General features: G+C 74.0%; 20 protein-coding genes. 10 read left to right on the top strand and 10 right to left on the bottom strand.

Translation table 11 applies throughout. From position 1 onward, the window contains the following. Positions 1-90 precede the first annotated feature (90 nt). The 6 genes from EV372_RS25875 (at position 91) to EV372_RS25850 (ending at position 5,323) form a co-directional block, all read left to right on the top strand. Complete coding sequence (locus tag EV372_RS25875) at positions 91-732, top strand: DsbA family oxidoreductase (protein ID WP_130398184.1); 642 nt, start codon at positions 91-93, stop codon at positions 730-732. 173 nt (positions 733-905) lie between these two features. Further along, positions 906-2,066, top strand: a complete 1,161-nt coding sequence (locus EV372_RS25870; protein ID WP_130398183.1) for a hypothetical protein — start codon at positions 906-908, stop codon at positions 2,064-2,066. Between the two features lie 166 nt (positions 2,067-2,232). Beyond that, entirely contained in the window at positions 2,233-2,547 is a 315-nt protein-coding gene (locus EV372_RS25865) for a hypothetical protein (protein WP_253793577.1), read from the top strand. A gap of 195 nt (positions 2,548-2,742) precedes the next feature. Next, complete coding sequence (locus tag EV372_RS25860) at positions 2,743-3,912, top strand: PP2C family protein-serine/threonine phosphatase (protein WP_130398182.1); 1,170 nt, start codon at positions 2,743-2,745, stop codon at positions 3,910-3,912. Positions 3,913-4,121: 209 nt separating this feature from the next. After that, positions 4,122-4,604: an anthrone oxygenase family protein gene (locus EV372_RS25855; RefSeq protein ID WP_130398181.1), complete on the top strand. Its 483-nt coding sequence runs from the start codon at positions 4,122-4,124 to the stop codon at positions 4,602-4,604. A 155-nt stretch (positions 4,605-4,759) separates the two neighbouring features. Further along, positions 4,760-5,323, top strand: coding sequence for a DinB family protein (locus tag EV372_RS25850; RefSeq protein ID WP_130398180.1), 564 nt, complete (start codon positions 4,760-4,762; stop codon positions 5,321-5,323). Positions 5,324-5,465: 142 nt separating this feature from the next. Here the strand turns inward: EV372_RS25850 and EV372_RS25845 are convergent, their stop codons facing one another. From EV372_RS25845 to EV372_RS25835, 3 genes are read right to left on the bottom strand one after another with little or no spacing between them, the layout of a single operon-like run. Continuing rightward, positions 5,466-6,917, bottom strand: a complete 1,452-nt coding sequence (locus tag EV372_RS25845; RefSeq protein WP_130398179.1) for an FAD-dependent oxidoreductase — start codon at positions 6,915-6,917, stop codon at positions 5,466-5,468. Next, positions 6,914-9,010 carry a molybdopterin oxidoreductase family protein gene (locus tag EV372_RS25840; protein WP_130398178.1) on the bottom strand — a complete coding sequence of 699 codons (2,097 nt, stop codon included), beginning with the start codon at positions 9,008-9,010 and terminating at the stop codon, positions 6,914-6,916. Before EV372_RS25840 ends, EV372_RS25845 begins: the two co-directional genes overlap by 4 nt. After that, positions 9,007-10,392 (bottom strand): MFS transporter, encoded by a 1,386-nt coding sequence (locus EV372_RS25835; RefSeq protein ID WP_130398177.1) that lies wholly within the window; start codon positions 10,390-10,392, stop codon positions 9,007-9,009. Before EV372_RS25835 ends, EV372_RS25840 begins: the two co-directional genes overlap by 4 nt. Before the next feature lie 405 nt (positions 10,393-10,797). On the opposite strand from EV372_RS25835, the gene EV372_RS25830 reads away from it, so the two are divergent. Continuing rightward, entirely contained in the window at positions 10,798-11,667 is an 870-nt protein-coding gene (locus EV372_RS25830; RefSeq protein ID WP_130398176.1) for an NmrA family NAD(P)-binding protein, read from the top strand. Positions 11,668-11,697: 30 nt separating this feature from the next. Here the strand turns inward: EV372_RS25830 and EV372_RS25825 are convergent, their stop codons facing one another. Further along, positions 11,698-12,297 carry a TetR/AcrR family transcriptional regulator gene (locus tag EV372_RS25825; RefSeq protein ID WP_130398175.1) on the bottom strand — a complete coding sequence of 200 codons (600 nt, stop codon included), beginning with the start codon at positions 12,295-12,297 and terminating at the stop codon, positions 11,698-11,700. A 76-nt stretch (positions 12,298-12,373) separates the two neighbouring features. Here EV372_RS25825 and EV372_RS25820 point away from each other — a divergent pair, with 76 nt between their 5' ends. Then, positions 12,374-13,207 (top strand): class I SAM-dependent methyltransferase, encoded by an 834-nt coding sequence (locus EV372_RS25820; protein ID WP_165436038.1) that lies wholly within the window; start codon positions 12,374-12,376, stop codon positions 13,205-13,207. A 161-nt stretch (positions 13,208-13,368) separates the two neighbouring features. On the opposite strand, the gene EV372_RS25815 is transcribed toward EV372_RS25820, so the two are convergent. Then, on the bottom strand, positions 13,369-14,376 hold the full coding sequence (locus EV372_RS25815) for a MerR family transcriptional regulator (RefSeq protein ID WP_130398173.1): 1,008 nt from the start codon (positions 14,374-14,376) through the stop codon (positions 13,369-13,371). 232 nt (positions 14,377-14,608) lie between these two features. On the opposite strand from EV372_RS25815, the gene EV372_RS25810 reads away from it, so the two are divergent. Then, on the top strand, positions 14,609-15,271 hold the full coding sequence (locus EV372_RS25810) for a hypothetical protein (RefSeq protein WP_130398172.1): 663 nt from the start codon (positions 14,609-14,611) through the stop codon (positions 15,269-15,271). A 50-nt stretch (positions 15,272-15,321) separates the two neighbouring features. Here the strand turns inward: EV372_RS25810 and EV372_RS25805 are convergent, their stop codons facing one another. Both EV372_RS25805 and EV372_RS25800 read right to left on the bottom strand, forming a co-directional pair. Next, positions 15,322-15,501 (bottom strand): glycine zipper domain-containing protein, encoded by a 180-nt coding sequence (locus EV372_RS25805; protein WP_130398171.1) that lies wholly within the window; start codon positions 15,499-15,501, stop codon positions 15,322-15,324. Positions 15,502-15,577: 76 nt separating this feature from the next. Next, positions 15,578-16,042: an Lrp/AsnC family transcriptional regulator gene (locus EV372_RS25800; protein ID WP_036552214.1), complete on the bottom strand. Its 465-nt coding sequence runs from the start codon at positions 16,040-16,042 to the stop codon at positions 15,578-15,580. A 107-nt stretch (positions 16,043-16,149) separates the two neighbouring features. Here EV372_RS25800 and EV372_RS25795 point away from each other — a divergent pair, with 107 nt between their 5' ends. Then, positions 16,150-16,560, top strand: coding sequence for a DUF2000 domain-containing protein (locus EV372_RS25795; RefSeq protein WP_130398170.1), 411 nt, complete (start codon positions 16,150-16,152; stop codon positions 16,558-16,560). A gap of 180 nt (positions 16,561-16,740) precedes the next feature. Here the strand turns inward: EV372_RS25795 and EV372_RS25790 are convergent, their stop codons facing one another. The 3 genes from EV372_RS25790 to EV372_RS25780 all read right to left on the bottom strand — a co-directional run bounded on the left by EV372_RS25790 (position 16,741) and on the right by EV372_RS25780 (position 19,301). Next, positions 16,741-17,298 carry a hypothetical protein gene (locus tag EV372_RS25790; protein WP_130398169.1) on the bottom strand — a complete coding sequence of 186 codons (558 nt, stop codon included), beginning with the start codon at positions 17,296-17,298 and terminating at the stop codon, positions 16,741-16,743. 82 nt (positions 17,299-17,380) lie between these two features. Further along, positions 17,381-17,554 carry a DUF2716 domain-containing protein gene (locus EV372_RS29575; RefSeq protein ID WP_275101361.1) on the bottom strand — a complete coding sequence of 58 codons (174 nt, stop codon included), beginning with the start codon at positions 17,552-17,554 and terminating at the stop codon, positions 17,381-17,383. Between the two features lie 58 nt (positions 17,555-17,612). Then, positions 17,613-19,301: an ABC-F family ATP-binding cassette domain-containing protein gene (locus EV372_RS25780; protein ID WP_130398168.1), complete on the bottom strand. Its 1,689-nt coding sequence runs from the start codon at positions 19,299-19,301 to the stop codon at positions 17,613-17,615. Positions 19,302-19,368 lie beyond the last annotated feature (67 nt).

Here is a 19,368-nt window from a genome sequence, read left to right as displayed (position 1 = left end):
GCCGTAGCCGGTACCGGGTCCCGGTTAGGGTGGCTCGGAGCCGGAGCGGAAACGCGCTGGGGAACGTGTGGGTGAGCGGGGGGTTGGCCTGTGCAGGTCGAGGTGTGGTCCGACGTCGTCTGTCCGTGGTGCTACATCGGCAAGCGGCGCCTGGAGAGGGCGCTGGAGCTGTTCGAGCACGCCGACCGGGTCCGGGTGCGCTGGCGCAGCTTCCAGCTGGACCCCTCCTTCCCGCCGGGGGTGAGCGAGCCGGTCTACGACTCGCTCTCGCGCAAGATGGGGGCGCCCCGCGAGCAGGTGCGGTCGATGACCGAGCAGGTCACGCGGGTGGCCGCCCAGGAGGGCCTGGACTACGACTTCGCGGGCGGGGTCATGGTCAACACCTTCGACGTCCACCGCCTGATCCACCTGGCCCGGACCCGCGATCTGGAGGCCCGGGCGCAGGAGCGGTTCATGCGCGCCCAGCTGGTGGAGGCCCGCGACCTCAGCGACGCCGCCGTCCTGGTGGAGGTGGCGGCCGAGGTCGGACTGGAGCCCCAGGAGGTGCGGCGGGTGCTGGAGGGCGAGGAGCACGCCGAGGACGTGCGCGAGGACATCGCCCTGGCCCGCCGGTTGGGCGCGACCGGGGTGCCCTTCTTCGTCATGGACCGCGCCGTCGGCATCTCGGGGGCCCAGTCCGTGGAGGTGGTGCTGTCCGCCCTGGACAAGGCCCACCAGGCCGGTCGGGGATAGACCGGCGCGACGGCGGGGCCGCGACCGGAGCCGGGCACGGGGCGGCGTCCGCGCGGGGTGTCCGACCTCCCCCGCCCGGGGGACGCGGATCCCGCTGCACGGTGAGGTGCGCCCGGGGCCGTGCGCGCGAGGGTGTGGGTGGTAACGACCGCACCTGAGACGAGGAGCAGGCCATGGCCGCCCCACCATCTGTCACCCGGACCCGCCACGAACACCTGCGGCCCGCCGCCGCCCCCTGGACGGCCCTGGCCTGGTCGGCGGTGGCCCTGGCCCTGGGACTGGCCTGGCTGAGCGGGGTGGTCCCGGCGGGCGTCCCCGGGCAGGGCGGGTTCGGCTCGCTGTTCTCCCTGCTCGCCCCGGACGCCTCGGGACCGCTGAACGCCCGGACGGTCCCGGGGGCGGTGTCCCTGCTGCTGGGCGCGGTGGGCGCGGTGTGCGCCGTGCTCATGCTGCGCCCGCGGGGAGCCGGGGGCCGTGTGGTCGAGGCGGTCTGCTGGACGCTGGGCGCGGTGGTGCTGCTGGTGTTCGTGGACAGTCAGCTGCTGTCCTGGCTGGGGTACTCGATGATCCTGCCGGTGGCGGGGTGGGCCGTGCCCGACCTGCTGCGGCTGTGGGCGGAGGCGACCTTCACCGCCTCCCACCTGTCCACCCTGTTCTTCGCGGCGGGGGTGGCGGTGTGGGTGGCGGCGGCGCTTACCCACCGCCGTGCGGTGCGCGGCGCCTGCCAGCGCTGCGGGCGCGCGCCGGAGTGGAACGCCGGGCGTGAGCGCGCGGCGCGGACCCGGGCGCTGCGGGTGGGCCGGATCGCGGTGGCCCTGGCCTGTGCGGTGGCCCTGTTCTACCCGTCGCTGCGCCTGCCCTGGCTCTTCGGGATCCCGGTGGGGGTCGGCCGGGAGCAGTTCGACGCCATGGCGGCCGACGGCGGCACGATCGTCATCGGGGTGGGGCTGGGCACGGCCGGCCTGGTGGGCGTGGTGCTGATGCTGGGGCTCGTGCAGCGCTGGGGCGTGCGCTTCCCGTGGTGGACGGCCGGTCTGGCCGGTCGCCGGGTGCCGGTGGGGCTGGCGGTGGTGCCCGCGACCCTGGTGGCGGTGGCGCTGGTGGCGATGGGCCGCAGCGTCGTGGTGGAGCTCCTGGACGCGCAGGCGCGTTCGCTGCTGACCGCCGAGCCGCTGCACACGGTGGCGTTCGCGTCGATGGCGGTGTGGGGCGCGGCGCTGGGGGTGGCCACGGCCGCCTACGCGGTGCGGCGCCGGGCGGAGTGCGCGGGGTGCGGGCGCGGGCTGCCCGAGGTGCTGCCCGGTGACATCCTCAGGGCACCCGGGGCCCGCTGAGTCGGAGCGGCGCCTACGGCGCCCGACACGCGCACGTCCTGACGACCGCGTCCCCGACCGGGGCCCGTGTCCGGCTCACGCCGGGTGCGGGCCTTCCTCGGTTCGGTCGGGGCATCGCCGGTTTCGCTTCGGCGCGGTGGTCCACGCCACAGGTGCGGGGGCTTGAGTGCGCCGCGACGGCACGGCCTTCACCAGCGCCCCGCTCGCGGCCGTGGCCACGGCGGCCGGGCTGCCCGTCGCCGGGGCCGTCCTCGCCGTACTGGCGGGCGTCACGGCGGTCGCCGCCCTGGTCGCCCCGGTGTTCCGCTCACTGGACGATCCGCGGGGGCGGGAGCCGGTCGGCCGCGAAGGGCGTCCGCGACCCCGGCAGCGGACGTCCCCCGGACTCGCGCTCGCGGACACCGTCCCCCGCGCGCCGGGCGCCCGCACGGTGGAGGAACACGCGGTGGAGAAACGCGCGGAACGCGCCGCCGACCGGTGAGCGGGAGCGGGGTCGGCGCCCTTCCCGGCGGAGAAGCGGTTTCGGACCGGGCACTCCGAGGGAGGTTTCGGTGAGGGCCGTGGCCTGTTCGGTCAGGCTCTCACGTGCGAAGATGTATTTTCTGGTCGAAAGATGGCACGGCGGGTGGGAAGTCGTGAGGCGAACGCCTGTCGTGCCGGATTCCGGGGTGCTGCCATGACGGTGCAACACGCGTCCAACGAGCTGATGGTCTCCCTCGTGCGGGCCGGACACCTGGCCACCTTCGAGGAACTACCCGCACTCGTGGCCAAGAAGGCCGACAGCGCCGGGCTCTCCCAGGCGCGCGTCTACCTGGCCGACCACCAGCAGCAGGTCCTGCGCGAGTTCACGGGAGAGGGCATCGACGCCCACCAGGGCGGTGAGGACCTGCTGGTGGACGACTCCCCGGCCGGTCAGGCCTACGTCACGGGCGTGACCGTGCGGATGGAGGACGAGCAGCGCTACTGGGTGCCGGTCCTGGACGGCGCCGAGCGCCTGGGCGTGCTGCACGTGAGCTACCCGGGCGACCCCGACCGCTCGGCGATGCGCGACCTGGCCTCCATGGTGGCGCTGCTGGTCATCGCCAAGCGCTCCAACAGCGACGCCTACGCCCGGCTGATCCGCACCAAACCCATGTCGGTCTCGGCGGAGATGCAGTGGACGCTCATGCCGCCCGGCACCTTCGCCGACTCGCGGGTGACGATCTCGGCCGCCACCGAACCGGCCTACGACAACGCCGGGGACTCCTTCGACTACGCCCTGGACAGGGAGACCGCCCACCTGGCGATGTTCGACGCCATGGGCCACGACACCACCGCCGGGCTCATCGCGAACCTGGCCGTGGGGGCCTTTCGCAACGAGCGCCGCAAGGGCACCCCGCTGGCCGACGTGTGCCGGGGGGTGGAGCACACCCTGATCCAGGAGTTCGTGCGCACCCGCTTCGCCACCGCGATCCTGGCCGAGCTGAACATGGCCACCGGGGAGCTGTACTGGGTCAACTGCGGGCACCTGCCGCCGGTGCTCATCCGGGGCGAGAAGGTCCGCGACCTGGAGTGCGAGCCCTCCCACCCGCTGGGGATGGACCTGGGGCTGCCGGTGACGGTGTGCCGCGAACAGCTCGAACCCGGCGACCGGCTGCTGCTGTACACCGACGGCATCATCGAGGCGCGCGACTCCGAGGGGCGCGAGTTCGGCGTGGAGCGGTTCGTGGACTTCGTCATCCGCCACCAGGCCGACAACATGCCGGTTCCCGAGACGCTGCGGCGCCTGGTGCACGCGGTGCTGGAGTACCACCACGGCAGGTTCGGCGACGACGCCACGGTGCTCTTCTGCGAGTGGCACGGCTGATCTGGTGCGGCCTCCGCGAGTGGTGTGCGAGGCGTCGCCCGAAGGGGGGCGGGACGCCTGGTGCGGCGGATGTGCCGGACGGGCCGGTGGTGGCGCCTGGAACAGGGGGGCGTCCGGAACAGGGGGGACGAGAGCGCCGTGGGCACTGCGCCCGGCACGTAGAATCCGCCCATAACACGCGGGCAGGACAACAGAATCCGGGGTGTGGCGTGGCGGAGATGGTGCACGTGGTCGTTCCGGTGTTCGCCGTGGTGGCGACCGGTCTGTTCGCCGGGTTGTTCTTCGCGTTCTCGATCGCGGTGATGCCGGGTCTGCGCAGGTCCGGGGACCGGGCGATGATCGAGGCGATGCAGGGGATCAACGTCGCCATCCTCAACCCGTTCTTCGCCGTGGTCTTCATCGGCGCCCCGGTGGCGGTGCTGGCCTGCGCCGTGCTCTACGCCAGCGTTGGCGCGACCGCCTCCGCCGTGTGGTCGGGGGCGGCGCTGCTGTGCCTGGTCGCGGCCCTGGTGTCCACCTTCGCGGTCAACGTCCCGCGCAACAACGTCCTGGACCGGCAGGGCCCGGCCGAGCGGATCGCGGACCCGGCCGCCGTGCGCGCCGCCTTCGAGCCGGTGTGGGTGCGCTGGAACAACGTGCGCACCCTGGCCTCCCTGGTCGCGCTCCTGTGCGTGGTCATCGCACTGCGCTGACCCGGCCGTGCGCCCACCGCCGAAGGCCTCTCGCCCGCTCGTGCCCGGCCGGATCGGCGCCCTCCGACAGCCGGAGCCCCCGAAGCCCTGACGGCGGCCGGGCGGGGCGGGAAAACCCGTTGCGCACCGGCGGCGCGCGGACGATGCTCCCCCTTATGAGCACACAGCGCGCGGACATGTTCCTGGCCCCGGACGAGGATCCCCGCGAGGGCCGCCCCCGCCCCGTCGGCGAACGCGCCGTCCTGGTCGAGTTCCTGCGCCTGCAACGCATGACCCTGGAGCTGAAGTGCTCGGGTCTGGACGCCGACGCGCTGGCCCGCCGCTCGGTGCACCCCTCCACCATGTCCCTGCTGGGGCTGGTGCGGCACATGTCGGAGGTGGAGCGGGCCTGGTTCCGGTGCCGCCTGGGCGGGCGGAGCCGCGAGCAGGCGCCCCTGCTCTACGCCAGCGCGTCCGACCCCGACGGGGACTTCGACGGGGCGGTGGCCGATCCGGCCGTGGTGGAGGAGGCCTGGGCGACCTGGCGGGAGGAGTGCGCCCACACCGACGCGTTCGTGGCCCGAGCCCCCGACCTGGAGAGCCCCACCTGGACCGACCTCCACAACGACCGGGTGTGGGACCTGCGTCAGGTCCTGGTGCACATGGTGGAGGAGTACGCCCGCCACAACGGGCACGCCGACCTTCTGCGCGAGCGCATCGACGGCCGCCGGGGCCAGTAGCCGGCTCCCGGATCAGGCGCGGCGGCAACCGGTCCTCCCCCTGCCGCCCAGTACGGGGCCCGGCACGCGCGCCCGGCTCCCCCGGACGGTCCGTCCGGCCCGGCCCGGCCCCGGAGAGGTTCCGGGCCGCGTCCCCCCGGGGTCAGACCCCCGCGGTGGCCTGGCCCTGCATCCCCGACAGCAGCGCCCGGACGTCCCGCACGCACCCACCGCAGCCCGTCGTGGCCCGGGTCCGCTCGGCGATGGCCTCGCGGGTGCGCGCCCCGTCCAGCCAGGCCTGTTCGATCTCGGTGCGGCTGACGGCGTTGCACCGGCACACCAGCGCGTCGCCGGCCGCGCCGTCGGCCTCCTCCGGGGCGGCGGTCGGCAGCCCCTGGAGCAGCGCCAGCCGGTCGGCGGGCACCGGGGCGCCCGTGTCGTAGAGCTGGGCCAGGGTCGCGGCTGCCTCGGGGAAGCCCAGCAGCACCGCGCCCACCACCTTCTCCTCGCGCACCGACAGCTTGGCGTAGCGTCCGCCGTAGGGGTCGCTGATGGTCACCGTCTCCAGGTCGTCGGCGTCCTCCTCGTGCACCCGCCCGAACGCGGTCAGCTCGATCCCCTCCGCCTTGAGCCGGGTCAGCGGCCTGGCCCCGGAGTAGAGGGCGTGCGGTGCGGCGCCGGTCAGGCGCCTGGCCAGCACGGCGGCCTGCTCCCAGCCGGGCTGGATGAGTCCGGCTCCGCCGCCGGGGTGCTGGGCGCAGTCGCCGATGGCGTGCACGCGGGCGTCGGAGGTCGCGAGGCGGTCGTCCACGATGACGCCGTGCTCGACCTCGATACCGGCGTCCTTGGCCAGTTCGATGTTGCCGCGCACACCGGCGGTGACCACCAGGGCGTCGCCGGGCAGCACGCGGCCGTCGTCCAGTTCCAGGCCGGTGCCCGGGACCCAGCGGGCGGCCACCCGCCAGGAGTGCACGGTCACGCCCAGGGCGGCGTAGCGTTCGGCCAGGATGCGCGCGGCGGGCTGGTCGATCTGGCGGCGCATGATCCAGGGCGAGGACTCCACCACCGACACGCGCATGCCGCGTCCGACCAGGCCGCGGGCGGCCTCCAGGCCCAGGACGCCCCCGCCCAGGACCACCACGGGGGCGCCCGGGCGGACCAGGGCGAGCAGTCTTTGGCAGTCGTCCAGGTCGCGCAGGGCCGTCACCCCGTCACCGGGCGCGCCGTCGGGTCCGGCGACCCCGGTGACCGGGGGGAAGGAGGCGCGCGCCCCGGTGGCCAGGACGAGTTCGTCGTAGGGCAGCGCGCTGCCGTCGTCCAGGGTGACGGTGCGCCGCTCGGTGTCCAGGGCGGTGGCGGTGGTGCCGGTGCGCACGGTGACGCCGGGGGTGTCGGGCACGGGCAGGCGGATCTGCTCGGGGGTGTAGTCCCCGGCGACCACGCCCGAGAGCAGGACCCGGTTGTAGGCGGGGTGGTGCTCGGCGCCGACCACGCTCACGTGGACCCGTTCTCCGTTCGGGTCCAGGCGTGCGGTCTCCTCGGCGAAGCGGGCGCCGACCATTCCGTTGCCCACGACCACGATCTGACGCGGGGGCGCGCCCTGCACGGTGCTCAACTGCTGCCTCCTGGTGTGTGGGTGTCCTCGGGTTCCAGCCGCACCGCGCTCACCTTGAACTCGGGCATGCGGCTGGTGGGGTCCAACGCCGGGTTCGTCAGGTTGTTGGCGGACTGGGCGCCCGCGTAGTGGAAGGGCAGGAACACCGTGTCCAGGCGGGCGGTGGGCGCCAGCCGCACCCGGGCGCGCGTGTGGCCGCGCCGGGAGGTGACGCGGGCCCAGTCGCCCGCGGCGAGCCCGGCGCGCGCGGCGGTGTCGGGGTGCACCTCCACGTACGCCTCCGGTTCGGCCCGGGCCAGTTCGCCGACGCGGCGGGTCTGGGCGCCGGACTGGTAGTGGCCCATCAGCCGTCCGGTGGTCGCCACGAGGGGGTAGTCGGCGTCGGTGTCCTCCGCGGGCGGGCGGTGGGCGACCGGGGCGAGGCGGGCGCGCCCGTCGGGGTGGGCGAAGGCGTCCAGGAACAGCCGGGGCGTGGGCGGCTCCTGCGCGCGCACGGGCCAGTGCAGGGCCTCGCCCGAGGCCAGCCGCTCGGGGGTGACGCCGGAGTAGTCGGCGGCTCCCCCGGCCGAGGCCCGGCCCAGTTCGGCCAGGACGGCGTCGGGGTCGGTGGGGAAGCGGTCGGCGGGCTGGCCCAGGCGCACCGCCAGCGCGGAGAGCACCTCCAGGTCGGTGCGCACCCCCTCGGGCGGGGCGGCGGCCCGGGTCCGGCGCAGGACGCGCCCCTCCAGGTTGGTCATGGTGCCGCTCTCCTCGGCCCACTGGGCCACGGGCAGCACGACGTCGGCCATGGCGGCGGTCTCGGAGAGCACGAAGTCGGCGGCCACCAGCAGGTCCAGGGAGGCCAGGCGGGCGCGTACGCGCGCGGTGTCGGGGGCCGAGACGACGGGGTTGGAGCCCAGCAGCAGCATCGCGCGCGGTCCGCCGCCGCTGCCCAGGGCGTCGAGGAGTTCGAAGGCCGAGCGGCCCGGGCCGGGCAGGGTGTGGGGGTCCACGCCCCACACCCCGGCCACGTGGGCGCGGGCGGCGGGGTCGTCGATCCTGCGGTAGCCGGGGAGCTGGTCGGCCTTCTGGCCGTGTTCGCGCCCGCCCTGGCCGTTGCCCTGGCCGGTGATGCATCCGTACCCCGAGCCCCGGCGGCCGGGCAGGCCCAGCGCCAGGGCCAGGTTGATCCAGGCCGAGACGGTGTCGGTGCCCTTGGCGTGCTGTTCGGCGCCGCGTCCGGTCAGGACGTAGGCGGAGCGGTTGCGGGCGGCCCGGCCCAGCAGGTCGGCGGCGGCGCGGATGCGGGTGGCCGGGACCCCGGTGACCTGTTCGGTGCGTTCGGGCCACCAGGCGGCGGCGTGCTCCCAGGCGGCCTCGAACCCGGTGGTGCGCTCGGCGAGGAACTCCTCGTCGCACCAGCCCTGGACGCGGGCGGCGTGCAGCAGCCCCAGGGCCAGGGCCAGGTCGGTGCCGGGGCGGGGGGCCAGGTGCGTGCCGCCGTCGGAGAGCGCGGCCTGGGCGGTGGCCGAGCGGCGGGGGTCGATGACGATGAGGGTGGGAGCGGACAGGTGGCCCATCATCGGCGGCATGGTCTCGGCCGGGTTGGCCCCGGCCAGCAGGACCACCTCGGCCTCTCCGACGTCGGTCAGCGGGAAGGGCATCCCCCGGTCCAGGCCGAAGGCCCGCGTGCCCCCGGCCGCGGCCGAGGACATGCAGAACCGGCCGTTGTAGTCGATCTGGGAGGTGCCCAGGGCCAGGCGGGCGAACTTGCCCAGGGTGTAGGACTTCTCGTTGGTCAGGCCGCCGCTGCCGAAGACCGCGACGGTGTCGGGGCCGGACTCGGCGCGCAGGGCCAGCAGGCGTTCGGCGACGTGGTCCAGGGCGGTGTCCCAGTCGGTCTCGACCAGGTCGGCGCCGCGGTCCTTGCGTACCAGGGGGCGGGTGAGGCGGTCGGGGACGGTGAGGACCTCGGCGGAGGTCCAGCCCTTGCGGCACAGTCCGCCGCGGTTGGTGGGAAAGGGCGCGGGGCGGGCGGCCAGGCGCCCGTCGGGGCCGGGCTCCAGGTGCATGGCGCACTGGAGCGCGCAGTAGGGGCAGTGTGTGGTGGTCATCGGTCGGCGCTCTCCACGCTGGCGGCGCCGACCGGGGAGGCGGCGGGGCGGCGCAGGTAGACCGCCCAGGTGACGGCGGCGCACACCAGGTAGAAGGCGCCGAAGACGACGAAGGCCGGGGCGGTGGAGCCGGTGGCGGCGAAGGACTCCCGGAAGGCGATGTTGACGCCCACCCCGCCCAGGGCGCCGACCGCGCCGATGAGGCCGAGCACGGAGGAGGCCACGCGCTTGGTGCGGGCCAGGGCCTGTTCCCGGGGTTCCCCGGCGGCGATGGCGTCCTCGGCGCGGGCGGCGTACAGGGAGGGGATCATCTTGTAGGTGGAGCCGTTGCCCAGGCCGGTGAGGACGAACATCACCGCGAACGCGCCGATGAACAGGACCAGGTGGGCGGCCTGGACGGAGAGCACCAGGACGGCGGCGCAGGCGGCCATGGCCAGGAAGACCCACAGGGTGACGCGGGCCCCGCCCAGGGAGTCGGCCATCCTGCCGCCCACGGGGCGGATCAGGGAGCCGATGACCGGGCCGAGCACGGCGATCGCGGCGGACTGCACGGGCGCCAGCCCGAACTGGGACTGCAACAGCAGGCCGAAGGCGAACCCGGTGCCGATGAAGGAGCCGAAGGTGCCCACGTACAGCAGCGACATGATCCAGAAGTGGCGGTCGCGCACGGCCGACAGCTGCGCGGAGACGTCGTTGCGCACGTGGACCAGGTTGTTCATGGACCGGTACGCCCACCAGGCGGCCAGCAGGATCAGCGGTGCGTAGAACAGCGGGACCAGGTGCCCGGCGGAGGTGGTGAACAGGGCGATGACGGCCAGGCCCACGAGTTGGACGGTGGCCACGCCGATGTTGCCGCCGCCCGCGTTCAGGCCCAGCGCCCACCCCTTCTCCCGTTCGGGGAAGTAGGAGTTGATGTTGGCCATGGAGGAGGAGAAGTTGCCGCCGCCCACGCCCGCGGTCGCGGCCAGGACCAGCAGCAGCCAGAAGGGGGTGTCGGGGTCGCGGACCAGGAAGAAGGCGGCGACGGTGGGGACGGCCAGGGTCAGGGTGGAGATGACCGTCCAGTTGCGTCCGCCCAGGGCGGGCACGGCCAGGGTGTAGGGCACGCGCAGGATCGCGCCGACCAGGGTGACCACCGACAGGAGCAGGAACTTCTGCTCGGGGGTGGTGGAGAAGCCGTGCTCGGGGATCATGAAGAGCACGAGTACCGACCAGATGCTCCACACCGAGAAGCCGATGTGCTCGGAGGCGATGGAGGCCCACAGGTTGCGGCGGGCCACGCGTCGTCCGCCGCCGTTCCAGAACCCTTCGTCCTCGGGGTCCCAGGCGGAGATCCAGCTCTTACCGGTGCGCGGTGCGCGCGGGCCAGTCTGTGAGGCCACGGCCGTGCCTTCCTGCTCGACGGCTGCTGACGAAACCGAAGGTAGGGAGCCCGCGTTGCCTGGAGGTGTCCAGCCGTAACACGCGGGAAACAGTCGGCTCACCCGGAGCGCGCGGCCGCGGTGAGAAGCCCTGTCCTGCCTGGTGGGAGGGGGTGGAGGCGTTCGTGGCGCGGCGGGCCTCCTGGTGGGCGTTGTGGCGCGAATCACCGCCGGTGGCGGGGCCGCCCGCTGGCGTTCCCGTCCCGGGGCTCCCGGGCGCGGCGGACCGCCGTGAGCGGGCGCCGCCCTCGGAAGGTATCGGACATCCGCGCCGCCGAGGGAACGGAAAGCGTGGGTTGTGGCCGGAATCCGACCGCTTTCCTCCCTAGCGTGGGGACACCTTCCGTCGAGCACGAGGAGTCCGTGATGCGTATCGCCGTGACCACGCCCACCGGTAACGTCGGCCGCCACGTGGTGGCCGGCCTGGTCCGCGCGGGTGTGCGCCCGCGTGTGCTGCTGCGCGACCCGGCCCGGTTGGACCCGGCGCTGGCCGACTGGGTCGACCCGGTGGCCGCGGACCAGCGCGACCCGGACGCGGTCCTGGCCGCGACCGCGGGCGTGGACGCGCTGTACTGGGTGAGCCCGCCGGTCCCGGCCGAGGACCCGGTCGCCGAGCACGCCCGGATGGGCGCGCACGCCGCCCGCGCCGTCACCGCCAACGGGATCTCCCGCGTCGTCTTCCAGAGCAGCGTCGGCGCGGAGAGGCGCCGCGGGGCCGGGGAGATCGACGGGCTGGCCCGCACCGAGCAGCTGCTGGAGGAGACCGGCGCGACCGTGGCGCACCTGCGGTGCGGCTTCTTCTTCACCAACCTGCTGATGGAACTGGACGCCCTACGGTCGGGCACCGTCTCGGTGGTGCTGCCCGTGGACCGTCCGATGCCCTGGGTGGCGCCGCGCGACATCGCCGACACGGCCGTGGGCCTGCTGCTCAACCCCGATCTGGCGGGCCGGACCGTGCGGGCCGTGCACGGCCCCGCCGACCTGAGCTGGGAGCGGGCCGCGGCCGTGGTCACCGAGGTGACGGGGCGCCGGGTGCGCGCCCAACGCGTTCCCGACGAGCGCATGCGCGGGGTGCTCGCGGGCGCGGGCCTGGGGCCGGGCTCCGTCGAGGCGGTCATGGGCATGTCCACCGGGCTGCGTGAGGGCTTCACACCCGAGCAGCCGCGCACCGCGGCGACCACGACGCCGACCACCCTGGCCGCCTGGTGCCAGGACGAGCTGCGGCCCCTGCTGTGACCGTCCCGGGGCCGCGTCTTCCCCTCTCGGTCACGGTGGAGGTTCGCGCACGACATCGGCGATGACCGCGGTCACGACCCGGTGGACGGCTTCGGGGCCGGGTGGTGTCCCCCCGCGGTCGGCGAAGAGCAGGTGTCCGGCTCCGATCAGCGTGGGTGCGAGTGTGTCGATGTCGGCCTCGTCCGCGAGGCGGCCCCGTTCGCGTTCGCGGGCGAGGTAGGCGGCGATTCCAGCGGCGGCCTCGGTCAGGACCGGAACACCGGTCGGCGTGGTCCGGCGCAGCCGGGCGCGCAGCCCGTCCCGGGAGGTCACCAGGCCGACGATCGTCACGGCGACCGGCCCGAACAGGTCCGTTAGCACGCCAGCGAGGTTGTCGGCGACGGTGCCGGTCCCCGCACGGTCGCACAGGGAGGCGGAGCAGGCCTCGACCCGGGCGATACGGTCGGCCACGAGTTCGGCGAGGAAGGCGTCGAAGTCGGCGAAGTGCCGGTGCAGGACGCCCTTGGCGCAGTCGGCCTCGTCGGTGACCGCCCGGCTGGTCAGCGCGCTCGGCCCGTCCCTGAGCAGGACGCGTTCCGCGGCATCGAACAGCCGCTCGCGCGCGTCGCGCATGGCCGTCCCTGTGGGCATAACCGTGTGTCCTCCGTCCGACTCGCCCGAGCCCGCCCGGTTGACGAGTGGGCACATGCCCACTATTAATGGGCATATGCCCACTCTACCACCGGAAGGGTCTCGGCCCTCCACGCACGAGCCCCACCGGCACCGACGGATGGCGGAGTCCTTCGGTGCGGACGCCGAACGCTACGACCGCGCCCGGCCTCGCTATCCCGACGCCCTGGTGGAGCGCGTCACCAGCGCCGCACCCGGGCCCGACGTCGTCGACGTCGGCTGCGGTACCGGCATCGCCTCCCGGCAGTTCCAGGCGGCGGGCTGCTGCGTGCTGGGCGTGGACCCCGACGAGCGGATGGCCGAGCTGGCGCGTCGGCTCGGGGTCGGGGTGGAGGTGGCCGCTTGGGAGGACTGGGACCCGGACGGCCGGGAGTTCGACGCGGTCGTCGCCGCCCAGGCCTGGCACTGGACGGATCCGGTCGCGGGAGCGGCCAAGGCTGCTCGGGTGCTGCGCCCCGGCGGTGTGCTGGCGGCGTTCTGGAACGTGTTCGATCTCCCGCCCGAGGTGGCGCAGGCCTTCGCCGACGTCTACCAGCGGGTGGTGCCCGACTCGCCGTTCGACCCTCGGGGGATGACGGCGCAGGGCCGGAAGGACTACACCGAACTGCTCTCCGGGGTGGCCGACGGTATCCGGGAGGCAGGCGGGTTCGGTGAGCCCGAGTGGTGGCGGTGGGACTGGGAGTGGTCCTACACCCGGGACGCGTGGCTGGACCAGATGCCCACCTTCGGCATCCTCACCTGGGTTCCGCCGGACCTCCAGGAGCAGGTGCTGGAAGGTGTCGGCGCCGCCGTCGACGGCATGGGAGGCGCGTTCACCATGCGGTACACGACGGTGGCGGTGGCCGCGTCCAGGACGGTGACCACGCCCTGACGGCGCGGCGCCCGCTCCCGCGGCCTGAGCCCATGTCCCGGAAGCGGCTCGCAACGATCGATCGGGCGCGGTTCCGCACCCTCACGCCGGGACTCCCTACTTTTCCTTCCTTGACGCGTGAGGGCTCCGCCCCGGGCGCCGTGCCCGGGGCGGTGCGGGGCTCAGGAGTCGGCGGCCGGGGCGCGCATGGCGTCGGCGATCCAGGCGTAGGGCAGCGTGTCCTCCTCGGGCGGGGTTCCGTTGACCGCCGCCACCAGGGACAGGTACCGGCCGTGGGTGTCGTCGTAGACGGGGTCCTCGGAGGCGGCGTCCTCCTCGGCGATCTGGCGCTCGATATCGGGGATCCGCCGGAACGCCTCGGCCATCCGGTCGCGGCTCTCGGGGGTGACCGGGGTGTCGGACACCCCCGCGGCCGCCTCCATGAAGCGCGTGATGGCCTCCTGCGACCGGGGGGACCGGGGGGACTCGCCTGCGTGGTGCGCGGCCAGGACCTCCTTCATGAGCGCGGTCCCGCTCCCGTACATGAAGTCCTGGAACCGCGGGCTGGCGATGCTCCTGCCCACGTCCGTGGAGTAGGTGTCGCGCAGGTAGGTGCGGACCGCCTCGCGGAACCCCGGGTCCCGCACCAGGTCGGCCAGTTCGATCCACGCCTCCAGTTGGGCGGCCGTGGGGTCCGCGGGCAGGACCGGGCGCATCGCGCGCAGCCGGTCCACGAAGCCCTCGGGGACGTCGAGGTCCTCGCCGACGTCGTTCCAGAAGTCGTCGATGACCTGTTCGCGCTCCTCGTCGGTCATCGAGACGAGCTTGTGCATCAGGTCGGCCTGCGCGGTCGTGCCCCCCTGTCTGATCAGGGTCCGCAGTACCGCCCTCCTGGCCCGCAGGGTGCGCTCCTGGCGCTCGACGATCTCCAGGTGGGTGGTGAGCAGGTCGTGCAGGGTGGTGCCGCCTTCGAGCAGGCGGCGGATCTCGTCCAGGTCGGTGTCCAGTTCGCGCAGGGTGCGGACGAGTTCCAGGCGGGCGATGGTGTCGATGTCGTAGAGGCGGTGGCCCGCCTCGGTCAGGCGCGTGGGCTCGACGACTCCGGCGTCGGCGTAGAAGCGGACGGCGCTGACGCTCAGACCGCTGCGGCGCGCGGCGTCTCCGATGGGGTACAGCTCGTGGTCGTGCATGGGAGCCACTGTGGTACCTCAAGCCGCTTGAGATGCAAGCCGGGCAACGTCCGGATCCGTACCGGGCGCGGGACCGGCCCGGTCCCGCACCCCGGCGCCGCATGACATCTGTCATGCCCGACCCGTGCGGACCGCACGGGGAACACATGACCCGCGACACTCCGTCACGGGCCCGCTCCGGCCTAGGTTCGAAACACGGAACGGCAGTCCACGAGACGGCGGGGAGCCCTGGATGTTCGAGGAACGGCATCGGCGTCGGGCCGCGCGACGGGTCGGGCCCGGGAACGGTCGTCCGCTGAAGCCCTTCCGCTGGTGGCAGCTGACGTCCCGTGCCCTGTTCTACCTCGCGCTGGGCGACGCCGACGGTCGGCGGACGGTCTACGCCGTCCACGTCGACCACACGCAGCGGTTCTTCTCGGAGGACGGCAGGGGCAGGGCCCACCTGTACCTCGACGGCAGGCACCACGCCGAGTCCCGGCTCCCCGCCGTCTTCCCCGTGCGGGGCGGGGTGATCGAGGTGGCGGCGACGGCCTTCGGTCTCAGGCGCTGCCACTACGTCACCGACGAGGGGACCGAGCACCAGCTCGTCCCGGACCGCCGCTCCGGCGAGGGGCGCCGCGCGCGGTTGGACCACGAGCACCCCGTACTGAGCCGCTGGATCGGTGTCCTCTCGCTGCTCCTGCTCATCGTCCCCGGGCTGTTGCTCATCCCCCAGCTCGCCGAGGTGCTCTTCCAAGTGCCCCCCGTGGCCGAGCGCTTCGGGACGTTCACCTCGCCCGTCCACCTGCCCGTGTGGCTCAACACCGCGCTCACGCTCGGCGCCGCGGCGGCCAGCACGGAGCGCGCGCTGCGCCTGCGCTACAACTGGCTGCTGGACACCGCGGCCCAGGGGTGAGGGCGGCCCCGTCCGGGGCCGAAGGCCCGGTGCGCGGTCTCGGGCGACGGCTATTCGCCCTTGTCGGTGGTCTTCTTGCCGCTGGCCACGCCGAAGGCGACGCCCATGCACAGGCCCAGTGCCACACCGAGCGCGAGGTTGTCCATGAGCAGGCCGAAGGAGGTGCCGAAGCAGACGCCGAGCGCCAGCCCCAGTGCGAGGTGGTTGTTCTTGTCCTTGTCCTTGTTCATGCGTCCCCTTCGTGGCCGTGTGTCGGTTCTTGGACGCGGGGGCGCCGTCCGCGGTTCCCCGTGACAGGGCTCCGGCTCACTGCGGTGGCTCCAGGGGCGCGGCGACGTGCTTGCGGGCGCTGTCGTAGATGATCTGGCTGCGGAAGCTGGCCACCTCGCGGCGCTGGGTGAGCCGGTCGATGAGGAAGCTGTGCAGCGCGTCCAGGGAGGGCACGGACACGTGCACCAGGAAGTCCTGCTCCCCCGCCACGACGTAGACCGCCAGCACCTCGGGCAGGGCGAACATCGCGCCCTTGAAGCCCTCGATGACCTGGCGGCTGGGCGGGCGCAGCTGCACCGACACGAAGGCCTCCACCTCCCGGTTGAGCGCGGCCGGGTCGATGTCGGCGTGGTAGCCCCGGATGACCCCGCGCCGGTGCAGCAGGCGCACGCGTTCCAGACAGGTGGAGGGCGCCACGCCGAGCTTGTGCGCGAGCGCGCGGTTGGTCTGCCGCGCGTCCTGTTGGAGTTCGCGCACGATCGCCGAATCAAGTTCGTCCATGACCTCCACGGTAACCCTCTGGGCGAATAGTGTTCGGCGCCAGGGCCACGGGTGCGTTCGTATGGCTAGGTTCTGCACCGTTCACAAGCCATATGAACGGGGTAATCATGGGGATGTCCACCAAGATCGTCGTCGTCCTGCGCGAGGACCTGGAGCCCGCGCTCGCCGCCAACGCGGGGGTGGTGCTCGGCCTGGCGCTGGGCGGACGGATGGAGAACTCGCTGGCCGCCGACGGCAAGGACGCGGGCGGCGGTTTGCACGCCGGGCTCAACCCGCACCCGGTGCCGACCCTGGTGGCCTCGGCGGAGCAGTTGCGCGCGCTCAAGGCCGGGGCCGACGAGCGCGACCTGACGGTGGTGGGCTTCAACGAGGTGGCCCGCCGCTCCCGCGACTACGTGGAGTACCTGGACGCCCTCGCGACCACCGAGCCGCAGGACGTGGAGTACGTGGGGGTGGCCGTCTTCGGGGCGCGCAACGCCGTCAACAAGCTCACCGGCAAGCTGGCGCTGATGCGTTGAGGCCGGTGGTCCTCGCGTGACGGGGCGAAACGGGGTGAGGAGGCACGGGCAGGGGATCCGCGCCTCCTCACCCCGGGAGGAAGGCGGCGTCGGGCGGGACCACCGGCGGCCGGGTGTGCCTGCTGTGGCCACGCGGCCGGGGAACCGGCGGGGCGGAACGGACGAGGGCACGGGGGCCGGTCACGCGCCCCCGGTGAGCTCCTCCAGTTCCCGGTAGGAGGACACCGTGCGCAGCTGCCGCTCGGTGAGTCGGTTGATCCGGGCCTTGGCCGCCCGCGCCTGCGCTCCCGTGGGCAGCAGGCCCCGGTGGATCCCGGGCAGGGCCAGCTCCCAGCCGCACACCGCCCTGGCCGGGTAGCGGTACCACTGGCGCACGACCACCGAGCCGACCCGGATCGCGTGTTCGTTGCCCGGGGGAACGTTCGGGCGGTCGGGCTCCCGGGCCAGGTAGCGGTGTCCGTCGGCCAGGTCGCAGGGCGCGCAGCCCAGCTCGCCCGATCCCAGGGCCCGCCCGCACTCGGGGCAGACCAGGCGGTCCATGGCCGCGTCCACCACCCGCCAGGGGAACCGTCCGGGCTCGGAGAGCACGAGTTCGGCCAGGTCGCGTTCGGCGTCGCCGCCCGGCTCGGCGTCCCACTCGGTGCACGCCTCGGCCCAGGCGCGGTCGGTCTCCGCGCGGATGAGGCGCATGGTCTCGGCTAGTTCCGGGGTGCGCCAGCCGTCGCGGGTGGGTGCCATATCCCGGACGCTAACCCGCTCGGACCTTCGCGTGCCACGGGTTTTCCCTGTCCTTCCCCGCCCACCGGACCGGACGGCACCGCTAGCGGGAACCGCCTCCGGGGCCGAAGGTCCACACGCGCCCCGTGTCGCGGCCGTCCCCGCGCGTGGGCTCCCCCAGGAGTGCGGTGAGGCGGCCCTCGACACGCGCCAGCAGGTCCCGGCCGAACACGCACAGGGTGTGCTCCCAGGGGTGCCCGAACGTTCCCAGTCGCAGGTCACGGGTGGGCCCGGCGGAACGCCGCCGGACCCACCCGTCACGTCGACCGGCGGGGTCAGCCGCCGCCGTGTGCGGCCGACTGGCCGACCAGATCGGACGCGGACGCCCTCGGGGCCAGCGTGAGCCGGTCCCACGAGGCGACGTCGCGCTGGAGCTGCCGGTCGTGGGTGGCGAGCACCACCGCCGCCCCGGTGGCGCCGAGGCCCTCGGTGAGCTCGTCGACGAGGGCGATCGAGAGGTGGTTCGTCGGCTCGTCCAGCAGCAGCACGTGCGGCCGGGACGCCAGCGCCAGGGCCAGGTCGAGCCTGCGCTGCTGCCCCATGGACAACTCACGCAACGGCTTGTTGACGTCCGCCGAGGAGAGCAGCCCGAGAGAGCTCAGCGGGACCGCCTCACTCTCCCTGAGCACGCCCTCGCTGACGAGCCGTCCCAGACGGGCGGCGAACACCTCCCGAGCACGGCGTGCCCCCGCCCGCGGCGACTCCTGGGTCAGCAGTCGCACCCGGGCGGTGCGCGCGGTGCGCACACCGCCGCCGGTCGGCTCGATCCGCCCGGCGAGCACCGACAGCAGCGTCGACTTGCCCGCCCCGTTGGCCCCGGTGACCACCAGCCGCGAACCGGAGTCGAGGGTCAGGGTGACCGGCTGGTCCAACCGCCCCGCGACGGTGACCTCGTCGGCCCTGACCAGGGTCACACCGGGCAGCGCCGCCAGTTCCGGCATCCGGAACCGCAGCGGGGGCGGCGGCATGGTGACCGCGTGCGCCTCCAGGTCGTCGCGCCGGCGGTGGACGGAGCGCACGAGTCCGGGCGCGCGGGTCGCCCGCTGGTGCTTGCCGGTGCCCTTGTCCGGCCGCCAGCCGCTGACCAGCCGGTTCTGCGCCTCGGACAGGTCCTGGGTGAGGCGGGCGTGCTCGGCCCGCTGCTGCTCGTACTCGGCGGCCCAGCGTTCGCGCTCGGCGCGCCGTCCCTCCTGGTACCCGGCGAACCCGCCGCCGTACACGCGGGGCCTGCCGTCGCGGCTCGGGTCGAGGTCGAGCATCGTCGTGGCCACGTCCGAGAGCAGGGCGCGGTCGTGGCTGACGAGCACCACGCCGTTGCCGTGCCCGCGCAGTTGGGCGGTCAGGAAGTCGAGCCCGGCGGCGTCGAGGTGGTTCGTGGGCTCGTCCAGCAGAAGGAAGTCGTGCGAGGCGCCCAGCAGGCAGGCCAGACGGACGCGGTAGCGCTGGCCCACCGACAGCTCCGCCAGCGGCCGGGACCGGTCGGTGACGGCGCCCAGGTTCTCCAGGGCGAGGTCGACGCGCCGGTCGGCGTCCCAGGCGTCCAGCACCTCGGCGGCGTTCAGGGCCGCGGTGTACTCCTCGGCGGCCCGGGGATCGCCCTCGGCCAGTCCCCCGGCACTGGCGTCGAGCGCGGCCAGGGCCGCGCGGGCGTCGGCGAGTTCGATGTCGATCAGGTCCCCGACGGTGCGGCCGCCGGTCGCCCGCATCTCCTGTTCGGCGACGCCGAGGGTGCCGATGCGCTGTACGGTCCCGGAGTCGGGTTCGAGCGCACCGGCGAGGATGTGCAGCAGCGTGGACTTGCCGCGGCCGTTCTCGCCCACGACTCCCCAGCGGGAGCGCGGTGTGACGGTCATGTCGACGCCGGAGAGGACCGTGCGGCCGCCGCGGTCGATGTGGACGCCGTTCGCGGTCAGTTGCGCCCGCTCACCTGCGGGCAGTACGAGTCTGGGGTTGAGGGTGGTCACTGTTCCTCCGAACAGAGCTCCGCCCGGCGCGGTGGCGGCGGGGTGTGCGGGAGCTCTTCGAGCTGAC

This window comes from Nocardiopsis sp. CNZ308 (assembly GCF_004217075.1).
Note: the sequence above shows the minus strand (reverse complement) of the source record. Positions and strands in the feature narration are given on the sequence as shown.

Coding starts and splice junctions, on each gene's coding strand:
- EV372_RS25795 (WP_130398170.1), top strand. CDS start 16,150: ATGGGGATGTCCACCAAGATCGTCGTCGTCCTGCGCGAGGACCTGGAG.
- EV372_RS25815 (WP_130398173.1), bottom strand. CDS start 14,376: ATGCACGACCACGAGCTGTACCCCATCGGAGACGCCGCGCGCCGCAGC.
- EV372_RS25850 (WP_130398180.1), top strand. CDS start 4,760: ATGAGCACACAGCGCGCGGACATGTTCCTGGCCCCGGACGAGGATCCC.
- EV372_RS25800 (WP_036552214.1), bottom strand. CDS start 16,042: ATGGACGAACTTGATTCGGCGATCGTGCGCGAACTCCAACAGGACGCG.
- EV372_RS25805 (WP_130398171.1), bottom strand. CDS start 15,501: ATGAACAAGGACAAGGACAAGAACAACCACCTCGCACTGGGGCTGGCG.
- EV372_RS25820 (WP_165436038.1), top strand. CDS start 12,374: ATGCCCACTCTACCACCGGAAGGGTCTCGGCCCTCCACGCACGAGCCC.
- EV372_RS25860 (WP_130398182.1), top strand. CDS start 2,743: ATGACGGTGCAACACGCGTCCAACGAGCTGATGGTCTCCCTCGTGCGG.
- EV372_RS25810 (WP_130398172.1), top strand. CDS start 14,609: ATGTTCGAGGAACGGCATCGGCGTCGGGCCGCGCGACGGGTCGGGCCC.
- EV372_RS25790 (WP_130398169.1), bottom strand. CDS start 17,298: ATGGCACCCACCCGCGACGGCTGGCGCACCCCGGAACTAGCCGAGACC.
- EV372_RS25830 (WP_130398176.1), top strand. CDS start 10,798: ATGCGTATCGCCGTGACCACGCCCACCGGTAACGTCGGCCGCCACGTG.
- EV372_RS25870 (WP_130398183.1), top strand. CDS start 906: ATGGCCGCCCCACCATCTGTCACCCGGACCCGCCACGAACACCTGCGG.
- EV372_RS25840 (WP_130398178.1), bottom strand. CDS start 9,010: ATGACCACCACACACTGCCCCTACTGCGCGCTCCAGTGCGCCATGCAC.
- EV372_RS25825 (WP_130398175.1), bottom strand. CDS start 12,297: ATGCCCACAGGGACGGCCATGCGCGACGCGCGCGAGCGGCTGTTCGAT.